This is a genomic window from Anaerosalibacter bizertensis (genome assembly GCF_009696605.1).
Taxonomy (GTDB): Bacteria; Bacillota; Clostridia; order Tissierellales; family Sporanaerobacteraceae; genus Anaerosalibacter; species Anaerosalibacter bizertensis.
On sequence record NZ_VULR01000001.1, the window covers coordinates 207,472 to 228,046 of the forward strand.

The following is a 20,575-nucleotide window of genomic DNA, read 5'->3' on the forward strand; positions in this document are numbered from 1 at the left end:
CTGGCAAAAAAACACCAGGCTTTTTTATTATTCATTAGCTGTTAGTTTTTTGGACATCCAATCCTTACCTTCAATTATTCTTGTAACCATCATTGAAGCTAAAGAGTCACCAGTTACATTAATCATAGTTGCAGGTGGATCAACTAAATATCCTATAGTAGCTATAATAGGGAATGCCTCTGCTGGGAATCCATATAGATTTACAATAAGCATTTCTCCAATAAGGCCTCCACCTGGAACTCCAGACATAACCACTCCACTTAATACAGATATAATTATAGCAGTAGCATAAGTTCCTATACCTTTAAAAGGCATATCAAATATTCCAAACATGAAAGAAATTTTAAGTATAGCACTTAAACACGATCCATCCATATGAGCTGTAGCTCCTATGGGGATAACTATATCCCTTACATCTTTAGGTACACCTATTTTCTTTGCCGCTTCTAAATTTACAGGTAATGAAGCAACACTACTTTGAGTAGCTATAGAAGTTATAGCTACTGGAAATATATTTTTAAAATAAGTTTTAACTCCATTCATCCCTCCTGCAAAGTATGAATAAAAGAAGAAAGCCACAAAGAAATAAATAATACAAATTGGATAATATACCACCATGGCTCTAGCATATGAACCTAAAAGTTCTGGACCAAATGTTCCGATTAAAGCTGCAAAATAAGCGCCTAGGCCAATAGGAGCATAGTACATAATAATTGAAACCATCTTTAGAAAAACTTCCGATAATATATTCAATCCTTCTGCAATTTTTTTACCTTTTTCACCTATTAATCCTACACATAATCCAAAGAATATAGAAAAAATAATCAACGGTAGCATGTTCTTTCTTGAAATTAATTCTGTAAAATCAGTAACAGTTATAGCCGAAACTATTTGTTCAGAAGTTTTCAGTGGCTCAATCTCCTCTGCTTCTGGCATTTCAATATGAACCCCTTTAGCTGGAGGAAATATATTTACAGTTGCTATCATTATTATGGAAGCTATAAGACCGGTAATTACAAATACTAGTAGCATACTTCCTAATATTTTCCCAAGCCTCCTCATATCTGCCATACTAGATACTGCGCTAGTAATTGTTACAAAAACCAATGGTACTACTATAGTAAACATAGCATTTAAAAAAATATCCCCAAAAGGCTTGAAAATAGAAGCTTTTTCTCCCATAATCAAACCTATTATACAACCCAATATTATAGACGAAAGGAGTATAATTGGAAATCTATAATATTGCCAAAAACTTTTTTTCTTATCATTTACCATTATACTTCACCTCTTTATATTTATTATTTTCTATAGGTCAAGCATTGTTCCAGTACAAATAGTAGTAGCCCCTCCCTTCATATATATATTATAATTATTTTTTAATTCAACTTGGAGATGTCCCCCTTCAGTTTTTACATTCACTACACTGTCTAGCTTTCCTAATTTTTTGCCCAACACTACACTAGCACAAGAGCCTGTGCCACATCCTAAAGTTCTTCCAGCTCCTCTTTCCCAAGTATATATATTTATATTATTTCTATCTAATATTTCCACAAAATTTACATTAGTTTTTTCAGGAAAGATAGAATGACTTTCCAGCTTCTCTCCTAAACCATTTATATCCACATGTTTTATATCATCAACAAATATAACTGTATGAGGCACCCCTACTAATACAGAAGAAAACATGATATTTATTCCATCTATAACTATACTTTCTAATAAAACTTCGTCACTATTTATATTAACAGGTATCATATTACTTTCAAATATAGGTACTCCCATATTAACTTTTATCATTTCCACTATATCATCATCATTAGTTTCCAACCATATAGTCTTTATACCTGCTAATGTCTCAACGGTAAAACTCTTTTTATTTAATATTTTATTTTCATATACATATTTAGAAAAACATCTTATACCATTTCCACACATTTCTCCTCTAGAGCCATCAGAATTATAATAAATCATTTTAATATCAGCTACATCAGACTTCTCACATACCATTATACCATCAGCGCCAATTCCAAAATGTCTATCACAAGATTTTTTAGCTAAATTACTATAATTATTTACAGTATAATCAAAGCCATTATACAATATAAAATCATTACCAGCCGCCACCATCTTAGTAAACTTCATAATATCACCCATTTATCAAATTTTTTAGATCTCATTTTTTATTATATCATCATAAGTTTCTCTCTTCACTATTAATCTATCTTTTCCATTGGAAACCATCACTACAGCTGGTCTCGGTATTCTATTATAATTACTTGCCATAGAGTAGTTATAAGCACCAGTAGAAAGTACTGCCAATATATCTCCCGACTCTATATATGGTACTTTTAAATCCCAAATAAGTATATCTCCAGATTCACAACACTTACCTGCAACTGTAACAATATTTTTAGGCTCCTCATCCATCTTATTAGCAACTAAGGCTTCGTATTTAGCATTATAAAGGCTTGGTCTTGGATTATCAGGCATACCTCCATCTATTCCTACATAAGTTCTAATTCCTGGTATATTTTTTATTGAACCAATTGTATAAAGAGTGATTCCTGCCTCACCTACTATCCATCTACCTGGCTCTATAATTACCTTTGGTCTTTCTAAATTATATTTCTCACATTCTTTTTCCAATTCTTCCATTATAGCATCTGTAAAATACCTTAATGGTTTTCTATGTTCATTTCCATTATAATGAATACCATAACCACCACCAGTGTTTAATTCTTTAGTTATAAACCCAATATCATTTTTCACTTCATTCATTAAAGATGCAATAATCTTAATCGCTTTTACATGGGTTTCATTTTCCTGAAGCTGAGAACCAATATGAAAATGAAACCCTTTAAGCTCAACATATTCCAATTCCATAGCTTTTAATATTGCCTTATGAATTATATTTTCATTCAATGGTATTCCAAATTTAGAATCTATTTGTCCAGTTCTTATATACTTATGTGTATGACTATCTACACCTGGAGTTATTCTAAATAATATATTGGCTTTTTTCTTGTATTTTTTAGCTACTTTTCCTAACAAATCTAGTTCATAAAAATTATCAACTACTATTCTGCCGACATTATGCTTTACTGCCATTTCTATTTCATTTAAGGTTTTATTATTCCCATGAAAAACTATTTTTTCCATAGGAAAATCTACTTTTATTGCAGTATAAAGTTCTCCTCCAGAAACAACATCCATTCCCAATCCTTCTCTTTTTATAATTCTTGCCATTTCTTTTGTTAAAAAAGCTTTACTTGCATAGACTGCCATCGTATTTTTATGTCTTTCCGTAAAATCCCTCTTAATCTCATTACATCTCTCTACTATAATATCTTCTGAAACTACATAAAGTGGTGTTCCATATTTTTCAGCAAGTTTAACAGTATCTGTATTAGAAAATAAAAAATTAGCCATATATATCAAATCCTTTCTTAATTTTAAAATTAGTTATACTGATTAATAAAGCAATATTAATGCCATTCTATACAGTAAGGAATATAAGCTTATAACCATATGCTTAAGATATTTTTTCCGTTTTATCGAACTATTTTAAGTTTTTATTTGAGAAACACCAATTTAGGGCTTTTCATAATTACGAACTTATTTCCGGTTTTCTTAACTAGAATTATGTGTTTAAAATGATTTTTTTGGATTTTCTTGAAGAATAATATAGTTAATGAAAAAAATACATGTTTATTAGTTCTTTTTCTACACATAATACTAATACACCAATTTAATATATAAATTATAATTTTAGAAAGGAGTTGAACAAATTGGCTAATAATAATAATACTGGAAGTAACAGAATATTAGTTCCTGAAGCACGTCAAGCACTAGATCAAATGAAAACAGAAATTGCATCTGAACTAGGAATGTCAAACTATGAAACAATGGATAAAGGTAATTTACCATCTAGACAAAATGGTTATGTTGGTGGAAATATGACTAAAAGATTGGTGGAAATGGCTCAAAAAAATATGAGTGGTGGAACAACTACTAGATAAATATATAAAAAAGATAGGTCCAAAAGGGCCTATCTTTTTTATATTTTATTGTTCAGAATCTGCAGGTGCTGTAAATACCCTTTGGCCTAATTCTTTATCTAACATATATATTGCATGACTATCTTCATTGATTTTTTCAAGTTGTGCAATTATATCTTTCATACTATTTTCTTCTTCTATTTGTTCATCTACAAACCATCTTAAGAAACTAATAGTAGCATGTTCTTTTTCCTCTGTTGCAATATCCATTAGATGATATATTCTCTTTGTCACAAATTTTTCATGTTCAAGAGCTGCTTTAAAAACATCTAAAACTGACTTATAATCATCTTCTGGCTCTTCCAATCCTAATATTTTAATCTTTCCATCCATTTCATCTACAAAATTAAAAAATTTCATAGCGTGGAACTTCTCTTCTTCAGCTTGTGCTATAAAAAAGTTTGCAAATCCAGGTAAATCTTCACCAAGACAATATCCAGCCATAGCTAGATAATAATGAGATGAATACAACTCATACTTAATTTGTTTGTTTAATTCTTCAACTAATCTTTCTGATAACATAAAAACGCCTCCTTAAAAATCATTAGCATATTTAATATACCCATAAAAAAGCACTTTAACCTAATAAATATATCTTGATATTATTATAGCATCTTTGCTAATATCAAGTACATGAATAAAAAAGAAAACTTCTGTTTAAAATAAACAAAAGTTTTCTTCGAATTTTTTAAAAAATATTTAAAAGACTAATTGTAACGTCTCATTTCTTTAATTTTACACCCTTTACTTTTCATTTTCGCTCTCCAGAATAATTCGTGTAAAATAGATTTAAATACTAGCTCATCTCTATAAAGAAGATAGCCACGTTGAATTTCATATCTCTTACATATCATATAAACCATCTCCTGAAAGTAATAATAATAAGTCCGACCACAATATTATAGAAAAAAGTTCTCTCTTTGTAAAGGGGTTTATATAAATATTTAATCCATAAGTACTATTCCAAGTTTTTCATAAATATTAGGCCCTATATTATCAGTTATAGACATATTATTATCCTTTAAAAAATTTATCAATGCAGACTTCATTCCATTACCATATACTCCATCTATTGATCCTTCATAGTATCCTTTCTGCTTAAGTCTTTTTTGAACTTCTCTTACATCAGCACCTCTATCCCCTGGTTTTATTGTTCTAAATCCATAACTAAAGGGACCATATTCACCAGAAACTAAAGTAACAATAGTTTCATGTTTTACCATTGAATAAAGTTCCTCTATATCTTGATTTCTCATTCTGATACATCCAGCTGAAGCATTATAACCTATAGAATCTGGTTTATTAGTGCCATGAATTCCATACTTTCCCCAAGGGACATTTAACCCCATCCATCTAGAGCCAAATCCTCCTCCCCATGCAGCTTTTTCAACTATTTTAAAAGTACCTAAAGGCGTAGGAGAACCAGGCTTTCCTGTAGCTACTACATATTTTTTTATAATTTCATTTGTATCCATATCTATTAAGTATAAAATTTTTCTATCTACTTCAATGAGTATAGATAGATTTGATTCTTTATTAGTTGAATATACATCTTCATAGTTATTGTTTTTATTTTTCTCAACCAAGGACAAATGTATTTGATTTCCAACAACGATTACTATAATCATAAGAAAAAAGCTTAAAATCACTACCTTAATCCGCCTAAGCACTATATATTCCCCCCTATATAGTCATTATATGCAATAGGGGTTTTCATTAAGACTATAAATAATTAGGCACTAATTCAAATCAATTTATCTTCCTTTAATTTCCTACCTTACTACCAATAATAACTATTGTCTTTTTAAGCCATTCATCTTTGGTTTAATATATACCACCTCTATAAAACCTATTTTTCTACTGTCAAAAAACTCTCTGAAAAAACTCTTATTCCTATAGCTCCTAAAGGAGCTGTTATTAAAATAGATAGTACCGCTACTGCTAAAATCACATCTCCAGATGCTACACCTAAAGATAAAGGGACTCCTCCTATAGCAGCTTGAACAGTTGCCTTAGGTATATAGGATATTATACAAAACAGTCTTTCCTTCCAATTTAAATCAATTCCTAGAAGAGATATTATGACTCCAATACTTCTTCCTATAAGACCAATTAGTATAAGAATAATACCTTTTATTCCAGAATCAAGTGCAACTGAAATATTAACTTGTGCGCCAACTAAAACAAAAAGAAATACTTGTGCAAAAACCCATATTTTATCAAACTTTATAGCTAATCTCTTACCTACCTCAGGTCTTTTTTCTAATATAATAAAACCTATTGTCATGACTCCTAATAGGGAAGCTATTGAAATTTTACTTTTCAATAAATTTTCTAATTCAGTAAATAAAATTGAAAAACCAAGTATTAATAAAACCTTTTTAGTATCACGTATATGATATTTATTGAAAATATTTAATAACATATAACCAATAATTATACCACCTACAATACCTAATAATATAGATATTGGAATTCCTAATAATTGAATACCAATATTTATATTATTACCATTATATAGACCTAAAAAAGCACTAAATATAGTAATAGCAAAAACATCGTCAATAGAAGCTCCAGCCATTATCAATGTTGGAATACCTTTATCCGTGCCTATCTTATTCTTATTTAAATCCAGCATTGAAGGAACTACAACAGCAGGAGAAACTGCCGCAAGAACAAATCCTAATATTCCACCTTCTATAAAAGAAAAATCAAAAATTTTTATTGAGGCAAAAGCAATAAAAAATCCTTCTATTACTCCTGGTATAAAACTCATTTTTATAGCTGAAGTTCCAACTTTCTTTAAATCATTTTTATTAATTCCAAACCCTGCCCTTAATAAAATAATAATCAAAGCAATTTTTCTTAAATCTGATGATATATTAATCATTTCAGGTCTAATCCAATTAAGACCATAAGGCCCTATTATTATACCTAAAATTAACATTCCTAATAAACCTGGCATTCTCATATTTTCAAAAAATCTATTTGCTGGCAACCCTAATAATAATATAATTGCTAAGCTTTTAGCCATAAAACCACTCCCTAATATAATTAATTTTTTACAAAACAAAAACTCCTATAGATAATAAATATTACCCATAGGAGTCATTAGCATTACGCAGTTATGGTGAACTCCATCACCTTTAATATTAAATTATATACTAATATTAATTTATCATTATTCTTCATGAAAATCAAATAACTATATATTTACAAATGTTTTTTTATTTCTTCTACTTTTGGTACTCTTCCTGAAAACTTAACTTCTTCATCTACTACAAGGGCAGGTGTACTCATAACACCATATTCTACTATTTTCTTTATGTCTTCGACTTTCTCTATTGAAGCATCTACTCCTAGTTCTGCTACTGCTCTCTTTGTGTTTTCTTCTAATTTATTACATTTCCTACACCCAGTACCTAAAATTTTAATTTTCATAATAGAATCCTCCTTAATTTATATAAATATAAAAGATAAAGCATTAAATAAATAGCCTATAATTATTATCCCTATTGTTACAATAGTTATAAATGTTGCCAATAATTTTGGCTTTATAACTTTACTTAGCATAATCATAGAAGGCAAAGAAAGGGTAGTTACTCCCATCATAAAAGATAAAACTGTTCCAATACCAACACCTTTAGCAACTAAAGCTTCTGCTATTGGAATAGTGCCGAATATATCAGCATAAATAGGTATTCCAATAATAGTAGCTATTAAAACAGAAAATGGATTATTTTGTCCCAATACTTTCTCTATAATTGTCTGTGGAATCCAATTGTGTATTGCAGCTCCAATACCTACACCTATTAAAATATATGGCCATACTCTGCCTACTATATCCCTCACTTGACTCCTAGCAAAATAAACCCTATCTTTACGAGTCATTTCACCAGACTCATTATTTACATCTTCTACTCCCCATACATAATCTTCAACATACTCTTCCATATGAAGTTTATCAATTAAGCTTCCTCCTATAACTGCCAAAACAACACCTACAACTACATAGGATATTGCTATCTTTGCACCAAAAAAAGACATTAATAGCATAAGAGAAGCTAAATCTACCATAGGAGAAGATATTAAAAATGAAAATGTTGATCCTAAAGGTAATCCTGCTGATGTAAATCCTATAAAAATTGGTATACTTGAACAACTACAAAATGGAGTTATGGTACCTAATAATGCTCCAAGTATATTCCCTTTTATTCCTTTAAAACGTCCAATAATTTTCTTAGTTCTCTCCGGTGGAAAATAGCTTTGTATATAAGATATAATGTATATTAAAACTGATAACAATATAAAAATCTTTATAGTATCATATATAAAAAAGTGTACACTTCCTCCTACTTTACTTTCTATAGATAATCCAAATACTTTTTCCACTAATAATTCTACTAAATCCCACAACCACTTCATTTTCAATAACTGATCATTTAGCCAATTAAAAATTCCCATCAAATTCACCGCCTATCATTTCTAGTTATACATTGTTAGTTTTTTAAATAATTATTTACACATATTAGCTAACTCAATATATTTTTCTGCAGATTTACTTTTTTCTATATCTGATTTTAAAATTGGATATTCTTCCACATTTCCAACTATGTTCTTGAGTATATTTTCAAATAATTTATCTTTCATATTTAATGAATAAAAAATATATTGCTCTTTTCTTTCATCTTTTACTAAGCCTGAATCTCTGAGCCTTCCAAGGTGTTTAGATATATTAGGTTGAGATATACCTGTTATTCCACATAATTGGCAAACACATAGTTCTCTGTGGTATAAAAGCACCATTATTCTAAGTCTTGTTTCATCTGAAAGCAATTTAAAGTAATTTGTTAATTCATCCATATTAACACTCCTTATTATTATATGTCCATATAGTTATATGGTTATATGTATTATAATACTTTTATTCTTATTATTTGTCAATAGTTTAATACTACTAAATAATCTATAAAGGTTTTTTATAATAAATATAGAAATATATAATATATTATAACTTAGATCAAATATTATATTTAAGGGGGATATTTTGTATGTTCAAAGAAGTTAATTTTAATGATTATTCTAAAGAAGCTCTTGAGCAGATAAATAATGGAGCTTTCCTTACTGTAAAAAGTGGTGATGAAGTAAATACTATGACTATAGGATGGGGAAATATTGGAGTCATATGGAGTATGCCTATATTTACTGTGGCTGTTAGATATTCTAGACATACTTATAATCTACTAGAAAACTCTGATGAGTTTACAGTAAGTATACCTATTAAAATAGATATGAAAAAAGAATTAGCCTTTTGTGGAACTAAGTCTGGAAGGGATGTTAATAAATTTAAAGAATGTAATCTAAAGTTAAAAGATGGTATAAAAGTAGGCACACCTATAATTGAAAATTGTGAACTCCACTATGAATGTAAAATAGTATATAAACAAGCTATGGAACCTGGAACTTTAGATGATAACATTAAGGAAAAATACTATACAAACAACGACTACCATATATTATACTATGGAAAAATAGTTAATTGTTATATAAAAGAATAAAGTATAGGGATGATTCTTTTTATTTTATAAAAAGCTGCTTTAAAGCAGCTTTTTCTTTAACTGTTCTACTTTTTATTATCTAATTTTTCTACATATCCATCATCAAACAATTATAAGTTATCTCCAAAATTAAATGTTTTTCTAATCATTTTAAAATAGTTTGGATCATCTGAGCAATCTGAATGACCAGCAGAGTTAGACCAAATATTATTTGTCATAAGCACCTTCCTAAACTATTTTATTAACAATTTTCATACCTTCACGTTCACTTAATGGTGATAATTTTGTATTTTCAATAAATTCTTTAACTATTTTAGGATTAGTTTTTGAATATTCTCTTAGTGCCCAACCAATAGCTTTTTGTATAAAAAATTCATCTTTATCTTTTAAAATTTCTATTATATTAAATAATAACCCTATATCAGTTCTGTCTTTATATCCTAATTGGAATAATATCGTAGTTCTTTGCAGCCAAATATTATTTGATTTTATCCATTTTTTAATATATTTATCTCTCTCTCCAGGAAATTGTTTGAAATATTCTCCTACTAATTTCTTAGAAATTATATCTACTGTATCCCACCAAGATTTATCTATTATCATGTACTCAAATAGATTAATAATCTCTCTTGAGAAATCTTTATTGTATTTCTCCAAAAGATCACACGCAAAGTATTGGTATTCTCTTTCTGGCAATTCCCATAATTTTTTAACTACTATTTCTATTTGGTCATATTTTGGTCTATTATCTTTCTTCAAAAATACTCTACTTATTTTTCTTCTTTGAGGGGCTTTAATGCCTAAAAACTGAAAGTTGTTTTTCATATACTTTTCCATTTGTTCTATATTATCTTTATTGGAATTTTCTTTCAATACCCCTGTTATTTCATCTATATATTGATTTATGTCACTATATTTTACCATAATTCCCCCCCTACATATCTAAATTAAATCTCCACTCCCTCTAGTTCAAGTAAAAATTGCTTTACGGATGTTTTATTCCCTGCATATCCCATTAATTCTCCACTTTTACCTACGACTCTGTGACAAGGTATTATTATTGGAAGTAAATTCGCCCTATTTGCTTGTCCTACTGCCCTTACAGCTTTAGGGTTTCCAATAGCTTCTGCTATTTGTGAATAACTTCTAACTTCACCATAAGGAATATTCCTTAAAGCTTCCCATACTTTTTTTCTAAACTCAGTACCTTCTATAGACAGTGACACTTGAAATTCTTTTCTCTCTTTGTTAAAATACTCATCCAATTCTCTTATTACATTATTACATAATCTTCTATCTTGTTTTATATTGTTGTATTTATTCCTATATTCCAACCATTCATTTTCAAAAAGTATTATTCTTCTAACCCCTATTTCATCCACTACTATATATATTGTCCCTAATGGAGAATCATAAGTATCATAGACAATTTTCATACTGAATCATCCTTTCCTCATATTACATAAAAATAAACAAGAATATAGAGTACTACAAATTATACTGATAATAAATGCTTGAAATTTTTATCTAAATGCTGAAATAATTTTGGTGTAATGTCCTTGTATGTTAAATTAGATGGCAACGTTTCAAAACATCTTACTTTTTCCATTTCGCTTTCTGGCAAATCACCTAATTTTTTTATATCTGCATAGAAAACCATTCCATTAGCTTCAGATCCATTAACGTCAGAAGTTTTATCTGCAGCCCAATAATCAAATATAGGTTTTATGTCAAATGAAACAGCTCCTGTCTCTTCAAATAATTCTCTTTTAGCAGCATCCAATGGAGTTTCTCCTAATTCAATATGTCCACCAGCAGTTTCCCATGTATCTCTTTCTTTATGTTTGCACAAAATCCATTTGCCATGATACTTTGCTATAATCACTACATATTTATAAGTTTTTAAACGGTTTAAATCATAAACCTCACAAATCATAAAATCCCCCCTATTCATTTGTTATTATACATAATATATCATATAAAACAGCATATTTTTCCTATTTAAATACAATTTTTACATTTTCAAATCCTAAATTTTTAAGAAAAGATGTCAATATTTCTTTTGTATTTTTTTCTGCCTCCGTTAATATTCCTTTTTTTATTACTTCTTTCTCCATATTTTCCTTTTCTTTTACTAGAACATCGTATAAATCTTTTAATTTAAGTTGATTAAAAACAGATTCTTTTTCATCATATACATAAGAATCTTCTTCATTTATTACATTATCCAACACTTTAGGTTTGTCCAATTTTATCTCAACATTCTTCAGATCTTTTACATCTATTTCGGCACTTTTTAAATCCACTCCTGCCTTTATATATCCACTATATTTAATAAGAAATCCTTTATTAGTAAAAGGCATGTTTAACCCATTAAATTTCTTTTTATCCTTGTATGCTACAACATTTGTATAATTATATTTTACCGTAGATAGATCTAATAATTTAGATATTTCTTCTTCTATAGTGTCTGACAACATATCGGTTTCCTTCTTAATTGAAAATCTAATATAAAAAAATAATGCTATGACAATGGCTAATATTATTAAAAAAATAGTTATATATGGTTTCTTTTTTGTTTTGCTTCTCATAAAATCGCTCCTTAATTTATATATTCATAGCCTAATTTTATTAAAATTTACATACATTTTCAACTACTTATATAGATATAATATTTTATAATATGCCAAATTATCCTTTTTGCACTTATATATTTCCCTAAAAAACGTCATATTTATTTCCCAGGCTATAATTGATTTGTTGATTAATATATAATAAAATATGATAAAATAAGCAGTATATATTCACTGGGGGTATTCAATGAACAAAATTGTAGATGTATTGAGTAAATGCGTATTATTTAAAGATATGACTAATAATGAAATAAAAAAAATATTAGAAAGTATTGATTATAAAATATCTAGCTTTAAAAAAGGTGAAATAATTGCTATAGAAGAAGAAGAGTGTGTAAATTTAGGTATTATATTAGATGGGTTAGTAGAAATTCAAAAAACATTTCCTTCCGGCAATATAGTTACATTAAATAGATTTAAATCGGGAAATATTTTTGGCGAAGCCATAGTTTTTTCAAAGAAACATGTATATCCAGCAACTATTATGTCCATAGATAACAGTAAAATAATGTTTATCCATAAAAACGACATTATAAATATTTGCAGTATTAATAACAAATTTCTAGGTAATTTTATGACAATTCTTTCTGACAGAATCCTCATGCTAAATTCTAAAATAAAAATTTTGTCATATGAAACCATAAGGAAAAAAATAGCAAACTTTCTTTTAGATGAATATAAAAAACAAAATAATAATTTTCTTGAATTTTCTTATGGAAGAAAAAAAATGGCCGAAGTTTTAAATGTACCAAGGCCATCATTATCTAGAGAATTGGCGAAAATGCGAGATGAGGGAATAATAGATTTCGATAAAAATGTGATTAAAATAGTTGATATAAAACTGTTAGAAGGGTGTTTAATAAACTAGGATTTTTTGTCTATGTAAAGAGAACCGTCTTCTTGTATTTCTCCATAGAGAACTTCTTCTATGGAATTTATTCCTTGATTTTTTAGTTCTTTATAAATCCAGGTTTTATCGATATTTAATTCCTTTAAATTTCTATAAATTAAATTTCCATCAATTATAATTTCAATAGGCATATAAAGACGGTTTTGAGTTTTTTGGTTTTCTTGTTTTTTTAATATACTTAATTCACCATTAGATTCCAATATAGCATAATCAACTTCTGTTATTGAAAAAATATCTTTACTTCTAAGGAGCATACTTAAATCATCTAAATTTATTTTAGTAGATTTAAGAGCCTCTTCTACTATTTTTCCATTTTTTATAACCATAATTGGTTCACCCTCCAACAATACCCGAACCCTAGATGATTTTAACGATATTAAAGTCACAAATATAGTAAGTAATATCCACCAAATCAATTTAATCATCTCATTCAAATATTGAGAACTTGTATTAATAATAGTATTAGCTGCAAGAGAGCCTATAGTTACACCTGTTATATAGTTAAAAAATGTTAATTCACTTAATTGTTTTTTTCCAAGCATTCTTGTTAATATTAAAAGAGTGATAAAGGTTAATGTTGTTTTTAATATAATCTTTGAAAATTCAATAACAATCATTGATATCCTCCTACCCTAAAGTTTCCTCTCAAAGATTTTTACTTTTCTTTTATCTTCAAAATCTTCAATATTATCTATACCTATATTTCTCAAGAATTTTTTCATTATTTTATTGTTTACTGAAATATTAACTTTAGAATCATCCCCATATTTTTCTATATGTTCCTTGCCTTTTTCTTTTGAAATAATAGTCTTAGGTCCACCTACACAGCCACCATCACAACCCATTCCTTCTAAAAATGCTGCACTAGTTTCTCCTTTTAAAGCAGATTGAAGCATAGCTTTACATTCTTTTATGCCACTAGCCTGTTCCGATGTAAATAATTCTATTTTATCTGGATACATTTCCTTCACTGCATCTTCTACAGCTGAAGATACTCCTCCAATTCTCCCATATATCCTACCTCCCCTAGATGAGTATTGGGTCGATAGTTCTTCATGAAATTTATTTGGCTCTATATCAAATACTTCGAATATATCTTTAAGTTCAGTAAAAGTAAGTACATGATCTATTGCATCTTTTATATCATCTGATTTTGCTTCTCCCTTCTTAGCTACACAAGGTCCTATAAATACTACCTTACATTCTGGATCGATTTCTTTTATAATTTTTCCTGCTGCAATCATAGGAGAAACAGACGGAGAAGTATATTTAACTAATTCTTTAAATCTTCCTTTTATCATACCAACCCATATAGGACAACAACAAGAGGAGAGTAAAAAATCTTTTTCTTTATTAATATGCCTGTTAAATTCTACTGCTTCTTTTATAGTTAAAATATCAGCAAAAAAAGCTACTTCTACCATATCTTCAAATCCTATATATTTCAAAGCTGCTCTTAATTGGCCCATAGACACATTCTCACCAAACTGTCCAGCTATAGAAGGTGCCACTGCAGCAATTACTTTTTTATTCTCTTTCAATATTTCTAAAATAGGGAGAAACTCTATTTTGTCTATAAAATTTTTATTTTTGCAAGAATCTACACATATACCACAGTTCACACATAAATCAATACTTATATTAGGAAGCAATGTCTCTTTATCTACTATAATTGCATCAAAAGGACAGGCATTTTCACAAATAATTTTATCATCAACTTTTACACAGTTTTTTGTACAAGGTGATGTATTTATAACAACTTTGTTAGTTTTTTGATAATTTTTAATAGCAAATTTTAAATCTTCTGAAAAGTTATCTGAATAATTTACTTCTACGCCACAGAGTGCAGAAATTACTTTTGAAAGGCTTTCTTTATCTATATCTTCTCTATTCATTATTTCTTCTATTTTTTCTTCAAATACTTCTTCATAATAAGCTTTAAGTATTTCTTTAAATAATTGCCTATACTTTGTTTTTTCCATTTCAATCCCTCCATTAACCTTAAATATAATATTCCCCAAAACTTCCATATATATTTTATCTACTATAGATTAGTTTGATAGTTTTTTAACTAGTATTGATATTTATTATTTTAATAAAAAACTATAATTTTATATAATTGAATTATGGAATAAATATATAAATAAAGGGGTGTTAGAATGAAAGAGAATAAAAAAATCTTTATTTATGGTGGGATCATAGGTTTAATAGGTGCTATTTTAATGAAACTGGGAAACCCAGGAAACATGGGTATATGTGTTGCATGCTTCTATAGGGATATTGCTGGAGCATTAGGCCTTCATAGGGCAGAAGTTGTGCAATACATACGACCTGAAATCATTGGATTTATTTTCGGAGGAGTATTAGCTGCAGTTTTAGGTGGAGAATTTAAATCTAGAGGTGGCTCATCTCCAATAATAAGATTTGTACTAGCCATATTTTTAATGTTTGGCGCATTAGTATTTTTAGGCTGTCCTCTTAGAATGATATTGAGACTTGCTAATGGAGATTTAAATGCTATATTTGGTCTTCTTGGATATTTACTAGGTATTTACATTGGAATTCATTTCTTAAAAAAAGGTTACTCTCTAGGACGAAGTACAAAGCAAACTAAAATATCCGCTTATATCATTCCAATTTTATCTGTATTTCTACTATTACTTTTATTAATAAAGCCATCTTTTATCTTTTTCAGCACAGAAGGACCTGGTTCCATGAGAGCTCCAGTATTTATTGCGCTAGCTTTGGGACTAATTTCAGGTTTCATATTACAAAGATCAAGAATTTGTACTGCTGGTGGTTTTAGAGATGCAATACTTATTAAGGACTATCATTTTCTATGGGGTATACTAGGTATATTTATTTTCAATTTAATAGGTAATCTAGTCTTAAATTTCGATACTTTTCAAATAAGTTTTGCTAACCAACCAGTAGCCCATACAAATCACCTTTGGAATTTCTTAGGGATGGTTCTAACTGGTATATGTTCTATCCTTTTAGGTGGATGTCCACTAAGACAAACAATACTAGCCAGTGAAGGAGATTCAGATGCTGGAATCACTGTATTAGGTTTAATTGTTGGTGCAGCTTTTGCACACAATTTTCAAATAGCTTCTAGTCCTGAAGGAGTTACTCCAAATGGAAAGTTAGCAGTCATCATAGGACTTATTGTAGTAATTTTAATTGGAAATAGTGTAGTTAAAGATGTCCTAAAAGAAAGAAGAAAAAAAGAGGAGGTAATGTAAATGGCTAAAACTATAGATGCTAGAGGAAGATCTTGTCCTGAACCAGTGATAATGACGAAAAATGCCTTAGATGAAAACCCAGAAGAATCTTTCGATATACTTGTAGATGTGGAAGTAGCAGTTGAAAATGTAACACGTTTTGCAAAAAATAGTGGATATAAGGTTGATGTTGAGGAAGATAAAGGCTATTTCATCCTTCATATTCAGAAATAGGTGATTCAATGAATGATTTTTATTGTGTAATTACTTTTCATACAACACAAGAGGCATTAGCTTTTGAAAAATTCTTTAAAGAAATTGGTTTTTCTATAAAATTAATGCCTGTACCTAGACAGATTAGTTCTAGCTGTGGATTATCTGCTAAAATACCTTGTGAAAAGAAAGAAAAAATACTTGAAATATGCGAAGAAAAAAAATTAGAATTTAATGAATTTCATAAAATAGTTAAAAAAGAGAGGAAATCCTGGCTTTTAAACCATATTAAAAAAACTACTCAAAACAATGAGTAGTTTTTTTTGCTAAAAAAGTATATCATTAAATAGGGTATTGAATTGATGTGATTTTAAGGAGGTAGAGTTATGAAGTATGATATTATAATTGTTGGTGCAGGTCCTTGTGGTATATTTACAGCTTTAGAACTAAAAAAAAATAATCCAAATAAAAGTATATTGATTTTAGAAAAAGGCAGTTCTATTTCAAAAAGAATTTGCCCTAAAAGAAAAACTGGTAATTGTGTAAACTGCTCTCCTTGCAATATAACTACTGGATTTGCAGGAGCTGGCGCTTATTCTGATGGAAAATTATCTCTTTCACCAGATGTAGGTGGAAATCTACCTGAATATATTGGATACGAAAAAACCCAAGAACTAATAAATTATGTAGATGAAATTTATTTAAAATTTGGCGCTGATAAAAAAATTTATGGCATTGATAATAAGGAACAGATTGATGAAATTAGAAAAAAAGCTATAAGAAGTAATTTAAAACTTGTGGAATGTCCTATCAGACATATGGGTACGGAAGAAGGATATAATATATACTCAAAAATTGAAACTTATTTAAAGGAAATTGGAGTAGAACTTAAGTTTAGAAATCCTGTAAAAGATATAATATTAAATAATAATAGAAAAGTAAAAGGAGTTATAGCTGATAAAGAATATTTGGCAGATAGAGTAATTATTTGTGTTGGTAGAGAAGGCTCTGATTGGCTAAAAAATTTATGCCATAAACATGATATTGACACAGAAACTGGAGATGTAGATATTGGGGTTAGGGTTGAAACTAGAAATGAAATAATGGAAGAGCTAAATAAAGCTATGTATGAAAGCAAACTTATATACTATACTCCTACTTTTGATGACAAAGTAAGAACATTTTGTACAAATCCAGGAGGAGAAGTTTCTACAGAATATTACGATGACAATTTAGCTGTTGTAAATGGTCATAGTTATAAATCAGATGATTTAAAAACAAAAAATACTAATTTTGCACTACTTGTAACAAAACATTTTACAAAACCATTCAATTCACCAATAGAATATGGTATGCATATAGCCAAGCTTGGAAATATGTTATCTGGAAATAAGATACTAGTTCAAAGATATGGAGATTTCAAAAAGGGTAGAAGAACTAATGAAAAAAGATTATATAGGAATAATATAATTCCAACTTTAAAAGATGCAGTTCCTGGAGATTTAAGTCTCGTTCTTCCCCATAGACTTTTAAAAGATATAGATGAAATGATAATAGCCCTTGACCATGTAGCCCCAGGCCTTGCTAGTGATGAAACACTACTATATGGAGTTGAAGTCAAATTTTACTCAAACAAAGTAATTGCTAATGATAATTTTGAAACTAATATCAAAAATCTCTACGTCGGTGGAGATGGAGCAGGAATAACTAGAGGATTAATGCAAGCAAGTGTTAATGGAGTTTTATTAGGAAGACAATTTAGTAAATAAGAGATAGTATAAAAAGCCGTAGAATATCAATATTATGATAAGCTTTCTATTATTAGGGATGCAGATAAAATGAGGCAGAAATAAATCTGCCTCATTTTTCATATCATAAATATTGCCACTATTGTTGTGACTATAAGCCCTACAGTTACAGGAATTAAATTCCTTCTTGCTAGTTCAAATGGATCTACATCACATATGGCTGCTGCAGGAATTAATGCCCAAGGTACTAGAGTTCCACCTCCTACCCATATAGCAGATATTTGTCCTAAAGCTGTTAATACTGCAGTCCCTCTTCCTATAGCAGTACCAAATAACTTTGCTACTGAACCTGCTAAAGATATTCCTGAAAAACCAGAGCCATCTAATCCTGTTATGCCTCCTACTACTGTTAGAGTTATAGATCCAATTGTCGGATTTAAAGGTACTGAATTTGCTAAAGCTACACCTAAATCATTCACTAATCCTTGGGAATTAGAAGGTAAAAAATCACCAATTACTTCTACAAAGCCCTCAGAACCTAGATAGAAAAAAGCTGCCACTGGTATTACTGGACCAAATACTTTAAATCCAAATTGAAGTCCTTCCACCAAATAGGAAGTGATTTCTTCTATAGCTTTGTTTTTATGAGCTTTTATAGATACTATAATTAGTATAAATATTGCTGTTCCTCCAATTAAAGCAGTAGCATCTCCTCCTTGCAAATTAGCAACAATCATTATTATTATATCTATTAGGAACATTATAGGAATTAATATAGCAAATACCTTTCTTGATTTAGAAGACATTATATCTATGTTATCTTTATTCTTTTGTATAGCTTCTTCTCTTTCTTTATCTTCAACTTTTAAATTGCCATTTTTTAAATCCCTTTTTAAAAAAATATATGCTAATACTGTAGTTGTAACTCCCATTATAAAAACTAATGGGATACTGGCAGATATAACTTCTGAAATAGGAATACCTGCTGCATCAGATGTTAATTTTGGTGCTCCCTGAATAACAAAATCACTAGAAAGTGCTATACCATGACCAAATAAATTCATAGCCATGGCTACACCTATAGCAGGAAGTCCTACTTCAACTGCAACTGGCAACAATACCACTCCAATTAGTGCTACTGCTGGCGATGGCCAGAAAAACCAAGAAATAATCATCATAAGTATTCCTATTATCCAATAAGCTAAACTAGGATTTTTAATAAACTTAGTAAAAGGAGATATCATCATTTGATTAATTCCCGTTTCAGTGAGTACCGTACTCATACCTACTATAACAGATATTATCAAAATAGTTCCAATCAGTTCTACTATAGCATATATAAAACTATTGAAAACTCCCATTATAGATTCAGACAAAGACTGGGTTGCAATAAATCCTAATATGAATATACCTATAATACATACTAGACTAGCATCCCTTTTAGCTATCATAAATCCTAATATTATAAAAATAAACAATAGATATATCCAATGTAGTAAATTCAAATCTACCACCATATCTATCCCCCTCTACACTTCACTGATTAATACTACCATCATATGTTATAGGGGAAAGATAGGTTAATTTATTTTAATTACTTTGTTTGTCTTTCATATATAGTTATTATGATTATGTACATTAAGAAGCCCATTATATAACCTGATAGTACATCTGTAGGCCAATGAACGCCTAAATAAATTCTACTGAATCCAATCAGGCCTATCAGTAAAAAATTCAATATCCAAATAAGTAAATCGTTAGTTCTTTTGTCTCTACTCTTTAGAAAAAGATAGGTCATGGTAGTATAAAAAGACATGGAAACCATTGAATGACCACTAGGAAAACTATATCCACCTTGCTCAATTAAAAAATATTTTAAAGGTCTTATTCTAACAAATATATTTTTTAAAATAGCATTAACCCCATAGGTTCCTATTGTAGAAAGAAATAAGGGCATTATTCCTTCGTAGTATTTGTTTCTAATAAATAGAAATGCTAGAACTACCCCAAATCCAATGAAGAAAAGTGAAGAACCTAAAAATGTAATTCCTTTCATGATAGTAGTTATTGTTGAATTAGTATTTGCATGAACACTTTCCATTATTTTTTCATCAAATAGTACTCCGCCCTGACTACCTTTTACAAGTATTGCAATACTTGTAAAAATCACTATAATAATAACAGCTGACAGAATCTTTAGTGTGTTTTTTTTCATATATAATCCTCCA

The 20,575-nt window shown here is 29.0% G+C and carries 24 protein-coding genes and 1 riboswitch; of the genes, 7 read left to right on the forward strand and 17 right to left on the reverse strand.

Annotated features, from left to right (window positions below; translation table 11 throughout):
* Positions 1-27: 27 nt before the first annotated feature.
* From FYJ27_RS00985 to lysA, 3 genes are read right to left on the reverse strand one after another with little or no spacing between them, the layout of a single operon-like run.
* Positions 28-1,278, reverse strand: coding sequence for a dicarboxylate/amino acid:cation symporter (locus tag FYJ27_RS00985; RefSeq protein ID WP_154481740.1), 1,251 nt, complete (start codon positions 1,276-1,278; stop codon positions 28-30).
* 30 nt (positions 1,279-1,308) lie between these two features.
* A complete protein-coding gene (gene dapF / locus FYJ27_RS00990; protein WP_154481743.1) occupies positions 1,309-2,145 on the reverse strand; it encodes a diaminopimelate epimerase in 837 nt (278 codons plus the stop codon).
* Positions 2,146-2,169: 24 nt separating this feature from the next.
* Positions 2,170-3,432: a diaminopimelate decarboxylase gene (gene lysA / locus FYJ27_RS00995; protein WP_154481746.1), complete on the reverse strand. Its 1,263-nt coding sequence runs from the start codon at positions 3,430-3,432 to the stop codon at positions 2,170-2,172.
* A gap of 359 nt (positions 3,433-3,791) precedes the next feature.
* Between lysA and FYJ27_RS01000 the strand changes: the two genes are divergently transcribed.
* Positions 3,792-4,022, forward strand: a complete 231-nt coding sequence (locus FYJ27_RS01000; RefSeq protein ID WP_154481749.1) for an alpha/beta-type small acid-soluble spore protein — start codon at positions 3,792-3,794, stop codon at positions 4,020-4,022.
* 45 nt (positions 4,023-4,067) lie between these two features.
* Here the strand turns inward: FYJ27_RS01000 and FYJ27_RS01005 are convergent, their stop codons facing one another.
* From FYJ27_RS01005 to FYJ27_RS01030, 6 genes are all read right to left on the reverse strand, one after another.
* Positions 4,068-4,583 carry a ferritin gene (locus FYJ27_RS01005; protein WP_154481752.1) on the reverse strand — a complete coding sequence of 172 codons (516 nt, stop codon included), beginning with the start codon at positions 4,581-4,583 and terminating at the stop codon, positions 4,068-4,070.
* 422 nt (positions 4,584-5,005) lie between these two features.
* Positions 5,006-5,731, reverse strand: coding sequence for a L,D-transpeptidase family protein (locus tag FYJ27_RS01010; protein ID WP_226807600.1), 726 nt, complete (start codon positions 5,729-5,731; stop codon positions 5,006-5,008).
* A 179-nt stretch (positions 5,732-5,910) separates the two neighbouring features.
* The gene (locus FYJ27_RS01015; RefSeq protein ID WP_154481755.1) at positions 5,911-7,095 is read right to left on the reverse strand and encodes a cation:proton antiporter domain-containing protein; all 1,185 of its coding nucleotides are present in this window, start codon (positions 7,093-7,095) and stop codon (positions 5,911-5,913) included.
* Positions 7,096-7,156: 61 nt separating this feature from the next.
* Positions 7,157-7,215: riboswitch (Fluoride riboswitch) on the reverse strand.
* Between the two features lie 59 nt (positions 7,216-7,274).
* Complete coding sequence (locus FYJ27_RS01020) at positions 7,275-7,502, reverse strand: thioredoxin family protein (RefSeq protein ID WP_154481758.1); 228 nt, start codon at positions 7,500-7,502, stop codon at positions 7,275-7,277.
* An 18-nt stretch (positions 7,503-7,520) separates the two neighbouring features.
* The gene (locus tag FYJ27_RS01025; protein ID WP_154481761.1) at positions 7,521-8,525 is read right to left on the reverse strand and encodes a permease; all 1,005 of its coding nucleotides are present in this window, start codon (positions 8,523-8,525) and stop codon (positions 7,521-7,523) included.
* 51 nt (positions 8,526-8,576) lie between these two features.
* The gene (locus FYJ27_RS01030; protein WP_154481764.1) at positions 8,577-8,924 is read right to left on the reverse strand and encodes an ArsR/SmtB family transcription factor; all 348 of its coding nucleotides are present in this window, start codon (positions 8,922-8,924) and stop codon (positions 8,577-8,579) included.
* A gap of 188 nt (positions 8,925-9,112) precedes the next feature.
* On the opposite strand from FYJ27_RS01030, the gene FYJ27_RS01035 reads away from it, so the two are divergent.
* Complete coding sequence (locus FYJ27_RS01035) at positions 9,113-9,619, forward strand: flavin reductase family protein (RefSeq protein ID WP_154481767.1); 507 nt, start codon at positions 9,113-9,115, stop codon at positions 9,617-9,619.
* A gap of 228 nt (positions 9,620-9,847) precedes the next feature.
* Here FYJ27_RS01035 and FYJ27_RS01040 read toward each other — a convergent pair whose 3' ends face one another.
* The 4 genes from FYJ27_RS01040 to FYJ27_RS01055 form a co-directional block, all read right to left on the reverse strand.
* Positions 9,848-10,543, reverse strand: a complete 696-nt coding sequence (locus FYJ27_RS01040) for a DNA alkylation repair protein (protein WP_154481770.1) — start codon at positions 10,541-10,543, stop codon at positions 9,848-9,850.
* Positions 10,544-10,566: 23 nt separating this feature from the next.
* Positions 10,567-11,055 (reverse strand): methylated-DNA--[protein]-cysteine S-methyltransferase, encoded by a 489-nt coding sequence (locus tag FYJ27_RS01045; RefSeq protein WP_154481773.1) that lies wholly within the window; start codon positions 11,053-11,055, stop codon positions 10,567-10,569.
* A 59-nt stretch (positions 11,056-11,114) separates the two neighbouring features.
* Positions 11,115-11,555: an NUDIX hydrolase gene (locus FYJ27_RS01050; RefSeq protein ID WP_154481776.1), complete on the reverse strand. Its 441-nt coding sequence runs from the start codon at positions 11,553-11,555 to the stop codon at positions 11,115-11,117.
* Positions 11,556-11,616: 61 nt separating this feature from the next.
* Positions 11,617-12,210: a DUF4230 domain-containing protein gene (locus tag FYJ27_RS01055; RefSeq protein ID WP_154481779.1), complete on the reverse strand. Its 594-nt coding sequence runs from the start codon at positions 12,208-12,210 to the stop codon at positions 11,617-11,619.
* Positions 12,211-12,439: 229 nt separating this feature from the next.
* On the opposite strand from FYJ27_RS01055, the gene FYJ27_RS01060 reads away from it, so the two are divergent.
* Positions 12,440-13,120, forward strand: coding sequence for a Crp/Fnr family transcriptional regulator (locus tag FYJ27_RS01060; RefSeq protein ID WP_154481782.1), 681 nt, complete (start codon positions 12,440-12,442; stop codon positions 13,118-13,120).
* On the opposite strand, the gene FYJ27_RS01065 is transcribed toward FYJ27_RS01060, so the two are convergent.
* The gene (locus FYJ27_RS01065; RefSeq protein ID WP_154481785.1) at positions 13,117-13,779 is read right to left on the reverse strand and encodes a DUF421 domain-containing protein; all 663 of its coding nucleotides are present in this window, start codon (positions 13,777-13,779) and stop codon (positions 13,117-13,119) included. The two genes, FYJ27_RS01060 and FYJ27_RS01065, sit on opposite strands and share 4 nt — an antisense overlap.
* 15 nt (positions 13,780-13,794) lie before the next feature.
* Positions 13,795-15,144, reverse strand: coding sequence for a [Fe-Fe] hydrogenase large subunit C-terminal domain-containing protein (locus FYJ27_RS01070; RefSeq protein WP_154481788.1), 1,350 nt, complete (start codon positions 15,142-15,144; stop codon positions 13,795-13,797).
* A 177-nt stretch (positions 15,145-15,321) separates the two neighbouring features.
* Between FYJ27_RS01070 and yedE the strand changes: the two genes are divergently transcribed.
* The 4 genes from yedE to FYJ27_RS01090 all read left to right on the forward strand — a co-directional run bounded on the left by yedE (position 15,322) and on the right by FYJ27_RS01090 (position 18,368).
* Positions 15,322-16,407 carry a YedE family putative selenium transporter gene (gene yedE, locus FYJ27_RS01075; RefSeq protein WP_154481791.1) on the forward strand — a complete coding sequence of 362 codons (1,086 nt, stop codon included), beginning with the start codon at positions 15,322-15,324 and terminating at the stop codon, positions 16,405-16,407.
* Positions 16,408-16,620, forward strand: a complete 213-nt coding sequence (locus FYJ27_RS01080; RefSeq protein ID WP_154481794.1) for a sulfurtransferase TusA family protein — start codon at positions 16,408-16,410, stop codon at positions 16,618-16,620.
* 8 nt (positions 16,621-16,628) lie between these two features.
* Positions 16,629-16,916: a DUF3343 domain-containing protein gene (locus tag FYJ27_RS01085; RefSeq protein WP_154481797.1), complete on the forward strand. Its 288-nt coding sequence runs from the start codon at positions 16,629-16,631 to the stop codon at positions 16,914-16,916.
* 69 nt (positions 16,917-16,985) lie between these two features.
* Positions 16,986-18,368: an NAD(P)/FAD-dependent oxidoreductase gene (locus FYJ27_RS01090; protein ID WP_154481800.1), complete on the forward strand. Its 1,383-nt coding sequence runs from the start codon at positions 16,986-16,988 to the stop codon at positions 18,366-18,368.
* A gap of 98 nt (positions 18,369-18,466) precedes the next feature.
* On the opposite strand, the gene FYJ27_RS01095 is transcribed toward FYJ27_RS01090, so the two are convergent.
* Positions 18,467-19,864 (reverse strand): TRAP transporter large permease subunit, encoded by a 1,398-nt coding sequence (locus tag FYJ27_RS01095; protein WP_154481803.1) that lies wholly within the window; start codon positions 19,862-19,864, stop codon positions 18,467-18,469.
* Between the two features lie 77 nt (positions 19,865-19,941).
* Entirely contained in the window at positions 19,942-20,562 is a 621-nt protein-coding gene (locus tag FYJ27_RS01100; protein WP_154481806.1) for a phosphatase PAP2 family protein, read from the reverse strand.
* Positions 20,563-20,575: the final 13 nt, after the last annotated feature.